This window comes from Kaistia sp. UC242_56, assembly GCF_044452255.1.
Lineage (GTDB): Bacteria > Pseudomonadota > Alphaproteobacteria > Rhizobiales > Kaistiaceae > Kaistia > Kaistia defluvii_A.
Window position 1 is genome coordinate 412,981 of the sequence record NZ_JBIOAN010000001.1, and the last position, 12,553, is coordinate 425,533.

Consider the following 12,553-nt stretch of genomic DNA (forward strand, 5'->3'; position numbering starts at 1 on the left):
GAATGGCCCCAAGGCTCCATGTCGTGATCGCCGGAAGCGAGACCGCGACCGGCGCGGCGCTCGCCGATCTCTATCGGAACTCGGGCGCGCAGGTTTCCCGGCTCCCTCTCGATGGTGACTCGGAGCCGGCGACGGCAGATCTGGCCGACAGGCCGATCGACATCCTGATCTTCGCCGACGATTTCCGGGCCCCTCGCCGGCGAGCGGCGGAGTTGCAGCGGACCGAATTCGAGGCAGGGCTGCAGCGGCTCGCCTTCAAACCGTTCCACATCGCCAATATCCTGAGGCCGGCGCTCGTCGCGGCGCATGGCAAGCTGGTGCTGCTGACCCGCTCCGACGCGGGAATGACGATTCCGGATCGCGCGGGCACCTATCTCGAACGGCCTTTCCGCGCGGCAGCCCATGCGCTTTGGCGCTGCCTCTCTGTCGAATGGCATCCGGAGATCACCTGCCTTACCATCGCGCTCGATACCCCGCCTGGGATCGATGCCGGTCTGCTCGCGACCATCGCCACCGCGCCGAGCCCGCCTGAAGGCAGCCCGTTGCTCGACCGCGTCGGCAAAGTGCTGCCCTGGTAGTGACTCAAGGCGACGCAGGCGTCGCCCCTGCCTCGCGCTTCAGCCGCTCGATCGTCATCAGCACGCGTTCCGGCGTCGCCGGCGCGTCCATGCGCGGTGCGATCCTGTAGTCGGCGACGCTCGCCGCCGCCATCCCCAGCGCCTCAAACACGGAGAGCGCCAGCATGAAGGGAGGCTCGCCGACCGCCTTCGAGCGCCCGATCGTGGTCGCCCGGTTCACGGACCAGTCCGCCAGCTTCACGTTGAAGATTTTCGGTATGTCGGAGGCGACGGGGATCTTGTAGGTCGAGGGCGCATGCGTGCGCAGCCTGCCCTTGCCGTCCCACCAGAGTTCCTCGGTGGTCAGCCAACCCATGCCCTGCACGAAACCGCCTTCGATCTGTCCGATATCGATCGCCGGATTGAGCGAGCGACCGACGTCGTGAAGGATGTCCACGCGGTCGACGCTGTACTCGCCGGTCAGCGTGTCGACCGTCACCTCGGAACAGGAGGCGCCATAGGTATAGTAGAGATAGGGATTCCCCCTGCCCGCATCGCGGTTCCAGTGGATGCCGGGGGTGCTGTAGAAGCCCGACGCCGACAGGGGAATGCGCGCGAGATAAGCCTGCTCCGCCAGTTCCGGCCAGCCGATCCGAAGGTCGCCGACAAGCACCGCGTTCGCCTCGAAGCGGACAGCCTGGCGTTCGACGCCATATTTCCCGACGACGAACTCGATGAGCCTGTCCCGGATCTGCTCTGCCGCATGGGCGGCCGCCATGCCGTTGAGGTCCGAACCGCTGGACGCGGCGGTCGACGAGGCGTTCGGGACTTTGTCGGTCGCGGTCGCCATCACCTTTACCTGCGCGATGTCGATCTGCAGCGTCTGGGCGACGACCTGCGCGATCTTCGTGTGCAGCCCCTGCCCCATCTCCGTGCCACCATGGTTCAGCTGGACAGAACCGTCGCGATAGACATGGATCAGCGCGCCGGCCTGGTTGAGGGCCAGCATGGTGAAGCTGATGCCGAATTTGACCGGCGTCAGCGCGATACCGCGCTTGCGGATGGCCGAACCGCGATTATGGGCCAGGATCTCCGCCCGCCGACGCGAATAGTCCGCGCTCGCCTCGAGCTCGCCGACCAGCCGCGCGAGAATATTGTCGCCGATCGTCTGGTGATAGGGCGTCACGTTGCGATCCGTCTCGCCATAGAAATTCGCCTTGCGGATCTCGAGCGGGTCCTTGCCGAGTGCGTAGGCGATCTCCGCGATCCAGCGCTCGCAGGCGAGCATGCCCTGCGGACCGCCATAGCCGCGAAATGCCGTGTTCGAGACCGTGTTCGTGCGCAGTGGCAGCGAGCGCAGGCGAACGGCTGGAAAGAAATAGGCATTGTCGGCATGGGTGAGCGTGCGGTCCGTAACGCCGCGCGACAGATCGGCGGAATGGCCGCAGCGCGCCGCGAAGACTGCGTCGACCCCCTCGATCCGGCCCTCATCATCGAAGCCGACCTGATAGTCGACGACGAAGTCGTGCCGCTTTCCGGTCATGGTCATGTCGTCGTCGCGGTCGGGCCTGAGCTTGACGGCACGCCCGAACGCCCGCGACGCGATGGCCGCAACGCAGGCGAACAGATTGCTCTGCGATTCCTTGCCGCCGAAGCCGCCGCCCATGCGCCGGATGATGACATTGACGGCGTGCGCCGGCACGCCGAGGACGCGCGCGACCATGCGCTGGACCTCGTCCGGATGCTGGGCGCTCGAATAGACCGTCATGTCCCGGTCCTCGCCGGGGATCGCCAGCGCGATGTGACTCTCCAGATAGAAATGTTCCTGGCCGCCGATGGCCATCGACCCGGCCAACCGGCGCGGCGCCTGCGCCAAGGCAGTCTCGGCATCGCCCCGTTCGAGGGTGAGTCCCGGCGTCACCAGCGCGCCGCCCGCTGCACGGGCCGCCGCGACGTCGAGGATCGGCGGGCGCTCGCGATACGAGACCTTTGCCAGCCGCGCCGCACGGCGCGCGATGTCGCGTGTTGTTGCGACAACGGCGAAGAGAGGCTGGCCGTGAAAAGCGACGAGATCGACCGCAAAGACGGGCTCGTCATTCTTGTGCGATGGGCTGATGTCGCGCGCGCCGGGAATATCCGCCGCCGTCAGGACTCCCACGACGCCCGGCACGGCGCGCACCGAATCCAGGTCCATCGAGAGGATCTCGCCATGCGCAATCGTCGCAAGTCCCAGGCTCACATGCAGCGTGCCCGCCGGCTCAATCAGATCATCGATATAATCAGCAGTTCCCGAGACATGCTTGTGCGCGGAATCGTGGCGCTGCGGCGTATGCATCCCGCCCGCGGCGCGGATGGTTTCGCGGATCGTCACGAGAGCACCGCCTGACCACGGCTTTGCGCCGAACTGCCGTCGTGCTCGTAAAAGAACCGGACGAGCAGGTTACGCGCCACCAGCATCCGGTAGTTGGCAGAAGCGCGCCAGTCCGAGAGCGGCTCGAAATCGTCGGGATACGCGGCAAGTGCCGCCTCCACCGTCGCGATCGTCCAGGGTCTGCCGACCAGCGCTGCCTCGACCGCCCGGGCGCGGCGCGGGGTCGCCGCCATGCCGCCATAGGCAATCACCGCATCGGTGACGGCGCCACCCTCGACGCGGAGACGGAATGCGCCGAGCACGGAGGAAATGTCCTCATCGCGGCGTTTGCTGACCTTGTAGGCGGCGAGCCGGTCGGCGGCATGCGGCAAAGGCACGGTGATGCTCTCGATGAACTCGCCCGGCGCGCGGTCCTGTCGGCCATAGGACAGGAAATAGTCCTCGAGCCGAACCGTCCGCCTGCTGCTGCCCCGGCGCAGCATGAGTTCCGCTCCGAGCGCGATCAGCGGCGGTGGTGTGTCCCCGATCGGCGAGCCATTGGCGATATTGCCGCCAATGGTTCCCATGTTGCGGACCTGCGCGCCCCCGATGCGGTCCCACAATGGGAGCAGTTGCGGCAGATGGAACGCGATCGTTTTGCGTGCCCGGCCATAGCTCAAGCCGGCGCCAAGGCGGATCGAGCTGTCGCCTACGCTGACGTCCTGCATTAGATGGCCGATGAAGACGACGGGCGAGATCGGGCGCAGGAACTTCGTGACCCAGAGCCCGACATCTGTCGATCCGGCCACCAGGGTTGCCTCAGGCTGTTCGACCAGGATCGAGGCGAGATCGTCGGTGTCGACCGGAACGAGGAACCGGCCCCCGCCAGAACGAACATCCACCCGGCGCCCGTCCTGCAAGGCCACCAGCTTCGACGCCATGTCGACGCTCGCGACCCGGAGCGCGTCGGAATCCGCCGCGCCATAGGCGGAGATCGCCTCCGCGGCGCGCAGGATCGGCGCATAGCCGGTGCAGCGGCAGAGATTGCCCTGCAGCGCCGTCTCGATATCGGCACGCTGCGGCACGGGATTGTCCAGCCACATCGCGTAGAGCGACATGACGATGCCGGGCGTACAGAAGCCGCACTGGCTGCCATGCTGGTCGACCATGGCCTGCTGAACCGGATGCAGGACGCCACCTTCGCCCGACAGATGCTCGATCGTCAAAACATGGCAGCCATCCAGCGACCCCATGAGGCGGATGCAGGCATTCACGCTCTCATAGGTGAGGCCCGTCGCGTCGAGCCGACCGACCAGCACCGTGCAGGCCCCGCAATCCCCCTCCGCACAGCCTTCCTTCGTGCCGCGCAGCACGCGCTCAAGTCGCAGGAAATCAAGCAAAGTGCGGTCCGGCGCGACGTCCGCCAGCTCCAGACGCTGATCGTTCAGATAGAACACAATGCTTGAACGCACGTCCGGCATCTGCACACTTTCGTATTGGAATACGTTAGGTACATTATTGGTATTCCAATCCGGATCGAATGGCAACCCGCCCGGTCGCCTTACGATTGCGGCAGTTTACGAAGCGGCTCAGGACGGCTTCCGCCACCTATCGCCATTCCATTCCTACGCATCGGCTCGACGGCGGCACGGGATCGGTGGCGGCTTTCAGGACGCGCCCCTGCGCTGCTGTCCGTCGTGAATGACGGCGCAAAGCGGTCGCTTCAAAAAACCTATGGCAGTTCACCACTTTGCCATCGGTGGCCCCGAATTACCTTGCCCGCGCGACCGCAGGTCCGCTTTGCGCCCATAGTGACTAGCCGCCAGAGACTTCGATGCGCTAGGTGGTGATCTAATAGTTGTCGGTGGATGACGGGCTAGCGATCATTTTACCGATGTCGCCAGGGACGCCGACCCGGCCCGGGGCGATCATGTCCGCGAACTGCTTATTGACCTCCGCCGTGTCACGGACGAGATCGCAGGCAATCGGTAGCGCGGCGCCGAGCGCCACTGTGTGGGCGGTGATGCCGCGGCTATTTCCCTAACGGATCACCTTGCAAAAGCGAACCGTAGACTGCCGCAGAGGCTCTTAGGGTTGGTCGTGAGCCACAGCCCCTATGAGGGTCGCAAACACTTCAGCCGCCTCCGAAGCGGAGCAGTTCCCACGCGTGACGGCACTCGTCAACGCGTCTCCTGCAGCAACCAAGGCCATGCTCGCCAATGCCAGCGCTTCCGCCTGCAGGCTGGAGTGAGGCCGTAAAACGGCTACGAACATCTCAACCACGTTGTCGACCAGCTCTTGGTAAACGGTCAACTTTTCCTCGCTCCCAGCGAGGGCAGCGCCCACCGAATGAAATTCGTCGCCCTGGTCGGTTCCGCAAGCCAGATAGGCTTTCGCTAAAGCCAAAATGGTCTGCTTGGCTGGCCGACTTCCCTGAGCCATTGCTATACGAAACGCAGTGAGGCGCTCCGTGTCGATCCATCGATAGAGCTCAATAAGCAATCCCGTTCTGGTCTCGAAGTGCTCATAAGTCACGGGCTTCGAAACGCCAGCGCGCACTGCCAAGTGGGCCAGCGTCAGCCGATCTGCACCTTCTTCGCGCACGATCAAACGCGCCGTTTCAAGCAGTTGCTGCCGCCGTTCAGATTTTGAGAGACGGCCCACGCTGCGGCTATCGACCGTGGCATTTGACTTTTCCACTTGCGAATCTACTTTTAGTAACCTACGATATGTAGGTATTAATAGCGCAGGCGGTATCGTTATGTCAATAATTTCTGGAAGTGGGCAAGCGCCTGTTTTGATAATCGGCGGGGCGGGTGAAGTTGGCCGGTGGGCCACCCGCTTCCTGCGGAAGCTCAATCGCGATGTCCCTATCCTCATCGGTGGTCGAGACGAGCAAAGTGCGGGTCGGGCTGCTGCGGCTGTCGAGGGCGCGTCGCCAGTCGCAGTTGATCTGGCTGACCCCAAGCTGGGGCTCGGCGAACTCCACGTCTCGGCCGTCGCAACGCTTTTCAGCGATGAGACGGGGGCAGTTCTCCGCTGGGCTCAGCAAAGGAAAGCCGGGCACGTCAGCATCGCAACTAGTATCGGTGAGCTGGGCTTGGAAACGGCCGCTTTCATGCACCAGCCTGCCGCCGCACCAGTCGTCCTGGGTACCGAGTGGCTGGTTGGCACAGCCAGCGTGCCTTCACTGCTGTTCGCTCAGGAATTCAGACGTGTCGATGACATTCGCATCGAGGCAGTGCTGGACGAACAGGATGTGTTCGGACCCGCGGCGCGTATGGATCTTGAGCGCCAGATTTACGCGGGCGCCACCGCTGTCCTCCGGAGAGATGGGGCGTGGCGGTGGTGCAGTGGCGAAAGTACGACGTCTAGGGTGCGCGCAGTAGACGGCACAGAAATGGACGCCAATATCTTTTCGCCTAACGACGTCTTGCTGCTCGCTCATGCGACCGGCGCACCCAACGTCCGATTCGACCTCGCCATGGGAACCAGCTCGTCCCGACGTGCCGGCGGCGCAATGTCCACGGAGATCATCATCAATCTTGCGGGACAGGATCACGCGGGACGACCCCTTACGAAGCGTCACGCGATCATTCACCCCGGCGGACAGATGCCGTTGACCGGCTTGGGTGTCGCGCTCGTCCTGGAACGCCTGGCGGGCCTCGCCGGCGATGCGCCGCAACCAGGCCTCTATTTTCCAGCCCAACTCATCAATCACTCTCATTACCTGGACCGGCTACGAGCCGCAGGCGGCGAGGTTTTCGAGTTGGAGCCAATTCCACACAGGTCGCGCGGCTCGGATCAACCCCAGAATGGACCAGAAGATAAACAACCCTAGCGATGTATTGGCAAGCGCGGGGGGACCATCCCGTGCGCCACTGGGCAATCGAGGCCAACGGTGCCTCGCTCCCCGTCGTTGAACAGGGCGAGGGCCCCGCTGTTCTCTTCCTGCACGGCTCTCCCGATACGGCGGAACGTGGCGTAGCCGATGCAAGCTGTCTGGGGTTTGGCGGCAGCTATTCCCCAGACGATCCCTCCAAGTATAGCGGCGCCTACAACGCGGGCGATCTGCGATCTCCCGTCTTGAATTCGAAGAGTCGCGATCTGATTGGCAGTGGATCAGCGTTGAGTTTTTATGCCTCGCTTCATTTCTGCCAACAACGAGACTTTCTACAAGGTCAGCGTATCTTTCATCCATAGGCTTCCAGGACGGCTCACTTCCTTCATATAGTCGACGAAGGCGCGCACGACGGGCGACAGTTCGCGGCGGCTTGGGAACACCAGGTTGACCTCGACAGCCGGCGGGGACCAGTCCGGCAATATATCGACAAGCTGCCCCGCTAGGATCTGCGGCGCGCAGATATAGCCGCTCAAGAGTCCCAATCCGGCACCGTTGGCAACCAAGCGGTGAATGGTGAGCGCTTCATTGACCGAGAGGCGCGGCTTGACTTCGACGCGCACGGTCTCCTTTCCCCGGGAAAAGGTCCAGGGCCTCGCCCTGCCATCCGGGCCCGGCATATCGATCGTCTCATGTCCCGCAAGATGGTCGATCGATGACGGTCTCCCTCGGCGCTCAAGATAGGAGGGGGCGGCGCAAAGATAGCGGCGTATCTCGCCGAGCTTCACCGCGACCATCCCCGAATCCGGCAGCGGCCCCATGCGGACCGCGACATCGACCGCCTGCGCTACGAGGTCGGCGGGGCGGCTGTCGAGATCCAGCGAGATTTCGATATCGGGATAGAGCAGAAGGAACCCAGGCAATTGCTCGGCGAGCACATTGACGCCGAACCCAACGCCCGCGCTGATCTTCAGCAGACCGCGCGGCTGCCCCGCGAGGCTGCGGACATAGTCCAATGCATCACTGAGATTTGCGATGATATCGGTGCTGCGTTCGAGCAGCGCCTGCCCTGTTGGTGTCAGCACGACGTCGCGCGTGGTCCGCTGGAACAATCGGGTTCCGAGTTGCGCCTCCAGCCGGGCGATCGCGCGGCTGACGTTGGATTTCGGCATGCCAAGTGCGCGCGCTGCCGCCGTAAAGCTCTTCAGCGACGCGACCTTCTCGAACATCTGCAAGGAGTTGATGTCCAACATGCTGCATTGTCGCACTTATCGGCACAGTCTGTCCAATATCGACGGCAAACTAAACCTAGGTGCAACGATCTCGGCATGCGACAGCATAGTCTCGCCACCAAAACGCGAGGATTGACCTGATGATTGAAACAATCTTGGTCGTGGGCGCGAGCGGCAAGTTCGCCGGGCTCGTCGTTCCCGAATTGGCGCAAAGGGGCGCCAAGATCCGCGCGATGATCCATCACGCTCGCGACGAGCCTGCCGTTCGCAAGGCAGGTGCGCAGGACGTCGTGCTCGGCGATCTGACCGACCGTGCGAGCGTCGCCGCCGCGCTTCGGGGCGTTGATCGCGTCTTCTACATCGCACCGGTTGCGCTTCCCGAAGAGGCTACCGTAGGCAACGCCTTTGTCGATGCTGTGATCGCGGCCGGCGTTCGTCGTTTCGTGTTCTCATCGGTCATTCATCCGGTGTTGAGCGGCCTTCCCAACCACGCGCTGAAGGCGCCGGTCGAGAATGCGGTCCTCAATTCGGCGCTCGAATACACCTTCCTGCATCCGACCGTGCTGTTTCAGAACTTTGCCGGGGCTTGGGACGGGATCGTCAGGACCGGGGTCGTCGCCGAGCCTTGGTCGAATGACACCCGCTTCAGCCGGGTCGACTATCGCGATGTTGCCGAAGCGGCCGCGATCGCGTTGACGCAGGATCGGCTTCTGTATGGAACGTTCGAGCTGTGCGCCACGGGATGGCTGAATCGGCATGACGTTGCAGCGCTTATCGGCGAGGTGCTGGGCCGTGAGATTGTGCCCCAACGGATGGATCCGCGCACGCTTCCTGCCAATACGCAGGCGCTGCGCCCGATGTTCGACCACTATGATCGCATTGGTCTGCGCGGTAGCGCGCTGACGCTCGCCGCCATTCTGGGCCGCGAGCCGCGCACACTGGGCAGCTATTTCGAAGAACTTGCCGCCGGTGCCGGATCGAGAGCCGGCCTGTGAAAGCCGGCACGGCCGTGGTGATCACCGGCAACTTTACCCTCCAGAGGAGATTTCGCCATGACCATTCTCGTCACGGGCAGTACGGGGACGATCGGGGGGCAGGTACTGGCGCATCTTCAAGGTCTGAGCGTCGATATCCGCGCGTTGACGCGCTCGCCAGAAACGGCGCAGCTCCCCGCTGGCTTGATGGCGGTCCGCGGCGACCTCGCCGACCCGGATTCGGTGCGCGCGGCCCTCGAAGGCGTCAGCACGCTGTTCGTGCTCGCCCCGAATGTCGCAGATGAACTGACACAAGCCATGCTGACGCTGACGGTCGCCCGCGAGGCCGGCGTCAAGGGCATCGTCTATCTCTCGGTGTTCGGCGGCGACGCCTATGCCGACGTGCCACATTTCGCCGGCAAATATACGGCCGAGCGCATGATCGAGGCGCTCGATCTGCCGGCGACGATCCTGCGCCCGGCCTATTTCATCCAGAACGATCTGCGCCAGAAGGACGGACTTCTGAAGGCCGGCGTCTATGGCTCACCGATTGGCGCGAAGGGCGTCTCGATGGTCGATATCCGCGACATCGGCAAGGCCGCAGCCATCGAACTGGTACGCCGCGAGCAGGCTGCGGCACCGCTTGGCCGCGAGACCTACGCCCTGGTTGGCCCCGACGGCCTGACGGGCGAAGGGATCGCGGCCATCTGGAGCGAAGCGCTCGGACGCCCGGTTCGCTATGGCGGTGACGATCTCGCCATCATGGAGCAACGTCTGAAGACCATGCTCCCCGCCTGGCACGCGCTCGACCTGCGCCTGATGTTCAGCCGCTATCAGACGGAAGGCGCGGTGGCGGCCGCGGACGACCTCGCGCGCCTGACCAAGCTGCTCGGTCATGCCCCGCGCTCCTATGCCGCTTTTGCCAGGGAAGCCGCCGCCCAATGGGCGACTGCCTGAACCCCCTCCCCCAGGAAGGAGACCTGCCATCATGACAATCCAACCTCTATCGCCCGACGACGCTCCGGCTGTCGCCGCGATGCGCGAGGCTGCCTCGGCCCATAAGGGCGAGCCGCTCGGTCCCGAGGCGCGGCCGATGTTCGACGCCATGATTGCCGCCACGGCCGCCGCGGCGGATGTGCAGGTTGAGGCCGCGACCGTTGGCGGGATTGCGGGCTTCTGGCTACGGCCGGCGAATGCGCGAGCGGACGCGCACATGCTCTACATCCACGGCGGCGGTTACGTGCTCGGCTCGGCAGAGGTGTTCCTCCATTTCGCGGGCCAGATCGCGGCGCGCGTCGGCGCGAATGCCTTCGTCCCCGAATATCGCTTGGCGCCCGAGCATCCGTTCCCGGCCGCGATCGACGATGTCGTCGCGGCCTATCGCGGTCTGGTCGCGGAAGGGGCCGAACGGATCTTGGTCGTGGGCGACTCGGCGGGCGGCGGCCTGACGCTGTCGCTGCTGTCGATCCTCGCCTCTGAAAACGCCAAGGGCACGGTGCTTCCGGCCGGTGCGGCAGTGATGTCGCCCTGGACCGATCTGGCGCTCACCGGCGAGAGCTTCGAGACGCGAGCGGAGGCGGACCCGATCTTCACGCGCGGCGTGCTCCAAGGTTTCGCCGACATGTATCTCCAAGGCGAGGATCCCACGAACCCCAGGGCGTCGCCGCTCCGTGCAGGTCTCGACGGCCTGCCACCTGTTAAAATCGATGTCGGCGACAATGAAGTGCTGCTCGCCGATTCCGTCCGTTACGCCGACCGGGCGCGGGCGGCGGGCGTCGAGATTGCGCTGTCGGTCTGGGAAGGCATGCCGCATGTGTTCCAATCCTCCCTCGGCCAGTTTGTGGCCGCCGAGCAGTCCGTGAACGCCATCAGCGACTTCCTCCGCCGGAGGCTCGTTGCCCCGGCTGACAACGTCGTTCTGTCCAACCCGCTCAAAGGAGCCTGATCATGACGCGCGTATTGTTTGTCGGGCAAACGCCCGAAACCGTTGACTTTTCCGATCCCTCCCTGCCGCCCGGCTTCAATGCTGAGAAAATCCGCGAGGGATTCGAGGTTGCGGAGACGTCCATGCGCGAGCGCGGTTGGGACAAAGACCTATGCATGATCGCGCCCGACGACAGCGGCATCGCCATGCTGGCCGCGCAACTGGCGAAGGCGGATTATGACTGCGTGGTGATCGGTGGTGGCCTGCGCATCCCGCCCAAAGGGTTGCCGTTCTTTGAGCGGGTCGTGAACGCTATCCACAAGGGCGCTCCGAAGGCGGCGATCGCCTTCAACACCCGTCCCCAGGATACGGCGGAGGCCGCAGCGCGCTGGGTCGGCGCCGATTGATCATATTCTCGCATTGAAGTGGCGAGGTCACGGCGTCCGTGACGTTCCGTGGCCTGGCGCAATGGCACGCGCATCCGAAATTCGTCTGCCTTGCGCCAATAGGAGACCTCACAAAGCGCGTGTCCGGGCGTCCGATATAGGGCCGGGGGCGGACTGGCCGATTTTGGCTGGCGGTGTGCAGATAGCAGCCGTTCCGCCTCCGACCCCATCTCGGCCGTTCGCCTCGTTTCCGTCATCGCTCCAAAGCGGACCTCCGATCTGAAACTGAATTGTAGTATCCAGTTTACGATTGGACCGGCGACGAGCGTGGAAGCGGACCACGCACCAGTCGTTGGGGATGTTTCTGGGCTCGGTAAGGTCTTCTTATTGAGAGAGCACGTGATGTCAGGTTACTTCGGTTCGGAGGAGCAACAGCGCTTGCAAAGGCAGGCCGAGGCGAACGCTGACTTGTTCGACAAGACACCCGGCGCGTGTCAAACGGGCCGCACCATGGGTTGTGATGACCCCAACAAATTGGGATGGGATCGGGTTGCCGAGTTTCTAGATCGTGACGGCATCTGTGGATTCCGCCTTCTCTCCACCAACCAGGCTGACCAGATCGGCGCTCGGCTGCTAGGACAGGATTATCGCTTCGATACGTGGGATGTCTTCCTTGCCTCGCGCGCCGCTGCGCTCACCGCTGCGGAAGCAATCCTAGCTCGTGGGCTACCAGACGGGTTGGTCGAACTTGACCGACCAACCGATCCCGAAAGCAAATATATCAAACAGATTCAGGGGTTGATGAACGCGGCGGGGGTCGTTCCGTTCTCTGGCTCACTACTCACCGGGGCCCTTGGCCCGGCGACGACCTCAGTCATCGGCGACTGGGACGGGGAGATAGTGGCGGCCGCACATTGTTACCTGCCTCACAATGCCCACAGCCCCTATCACCGATATGCTTGGGGAGGACTCGTCGCCGTATTGGAATCGCAGAGGGGAAGAGGCCTCGGTAATTACATTAATGCACGGATGGTTGTGAGTGCCTTTCGCGACCTCGACGCCACCCACATATACGAGCTCGTATCGGCTACTAACGTCTCCTCGCGAAAGATGGTCGCGGCGTCCGGGCTCCGGCTAGAGCCGACACTGATATGTGGTGTGGTGGCAGCGAACAGAGGCGCTCGCTTCACCCGATAGCTGATGCGACAGGCATCTGGATGGGGCTTGAGACAGAATTGCCAATTCTGTTTCACGAACAGCTTCGCTAATTGTACGGCGCCTTTCAAACT

Annotated in this window: 12 protein-coding genes; 6 read left to right on the plus strand and 6 right to left on the minus strand. The window is 63.7% G+C overall.

The annotated features are described in order from the left end of the window. Positions 1–2 precede the first annotated feature (2 nt). Positions 3–578 (plus strand): hypothetical protein, encoded by a 576-nt coding sequence (locus tag ACHMWQ_RS01955; protein WP_396306202.1) that lies wholly within the window; start codon positions 3–5, stop codon positions 576–578. Positions 579–582: 4 nt separating this feature from the next. Here ACHMWQ_RS01955 and xdhB read toward each other — a convergent pair whose 3' ends face one another. From xdhB to ACHMWQ_RS01985, 6 genes are all read right to left on the minus strand, one after another. Next, positions 583–2,892 carry a xanthine dehydrogenase molybdopterin binding subunit gene (gene xdhB, locus ACHMWQ_RS01960; protein ID WP_396306319.1) on the minus strand — a complete coding sequence of 770 codons (2,310 nt, stop codon included), beginning with the start codon at positions 2,890–2,892 and terminating at the stop codon, positions 583–585. 32 nt (positions 2,893–2,924) lie between these two features. Beyond that, positions 2,925–4,388 carry a xanthine dehydrogenase small subunit gene (xdhA, locus tag ACHMWQ_RS01965; RefSeq protein ID WP_396306203.1) on the minus strand — a complete coding sequence of 488 codons (1,464 nt, stop codon included), beginning with the start codon at positions 4,386–4,388 and terminating at the stop codon, positions 2,925–2,927. A gap of 607 nt (positions 4,389–4,995) precedes the next feature. After that, positions 4,996–5,607, minus strand: coding sequence for a TetR/AcrR family transcriptional regulator (locus ACHMWQ_RS01970; protein WP_396306204.1), 612 nt, complete (start codon positions 5,605–5,607; stop codon positions 4,996–4,998). A 64-nt stretch (positions 5,608–5,671) separates the two neighbouring features. Continuing rightward, a complete protein-coding gene (locus tag ACHMWQ_RS01975; RefSeq protein WP_396306205.1) occupies positions 5,672–6,031 on the minus strand; it encodes a hypothetical protein in 360 nt (119 codons plus the stop codon). Between the two features lie 63 nt (positions 6,032–6,094). Continuing rightward, a complete protein-coding gene (locus ACHMWQ_RS01980) occupies positions 6,095–6,628 on the minus strand; it encodes a hypothetical protein (RefSeq protein ID WP_396306206.1) in 534 nt (177 codons plus the stop codon). 452 nt (positions 6,629–7,080) lie between these two features. Then, a complete protein-coding gene (locus ACHMWQ_RS01985) occupies positions 7,081–8,001 on the minus strand; it encodes a LysR family transcriptional regulator (RefSeq protein ID WP_396306207.1) in 921 nt (306 codons plus the stop codon). A gap of 119 nt (positions 8,002–8,120) precedes the next feature. Between ACHMWQ_RS01985 and ACHMWQ_RS01990 the strand changes: the two genes are divergently transcribed. The 5 genes from ACHMWQ_RS01990 (at position 8,121) to ACHMWQ_RS02010 (ending at position 12,461) form a co-directional block, all read left to right on the plus strand. Next, on the plus strand, positions 8,121–8,975 hold the full coding sequence (locus ACHMWQ_RS01990; protein ID WP_396306208.1) for an NmrA family NAD(P)-binding protein: 855 nt from the start codon (positions 8,121–8,123) through the stop codon (positions 8,973–8,975). A 57-nt stretch (positions 8,976–9,032) separates the two neighbouring features. Further along, the gene (locus ACHMWQ_RS01995) at positions 9,033–9,911 is read left to right on the plus strand and encodes an NmrA/HSCARG family protein (protein ID WP_396306209.1); all 879 of its coding nucleotides are present in this window, start codon (positions 9,033–9,035) and stop codon (positions 9,909–9,911) included. A 79-nt stretch (positions 9,912–9,990) separates the two neighbouring features. Further along, positions 9,991–10,899 carry an alpha/beta hydrolase gene (locus ACHMWQ_RS02000; protein ID WP_396306210.1) on the plus strand — a complete coding sequence of 303 codons (909 nt, stop codon included), beginning with the start codon at positions 9,991–9,993 and terminating at the stop codon, positions 10,897–10,899. A 2-nt stretch (positions 10,900–10,901) separates the two neighbouring features. Beyond that, positions 10,902–11,285, plus strand: a complete 384-nt coding sequence (locus ACHMWQ_RS02005; RefSeq protein WP_354553589.1) for a hypothetical protein — start codon at positions 10,902–10,904, stop codon at positions 11,283–11,285. A 381-nt stretch (positions 11,286–11,666) separates the two neighbouring features. Next, the gene (locus ACHMWQ_RS02010; RefSeq protein WP_396306211.1) at positions 11,667–12,461 is read left to right on the plus strand and encodes a GNAT family N-acetyltransferase; all 795 of its coding nucleotides are present in this window, start codon (positions 11,667–11,669) and stop codon (positions 12,459–12,461) included. Positions 12,462–12,553 lie beyond the last annotated feature (92 nt).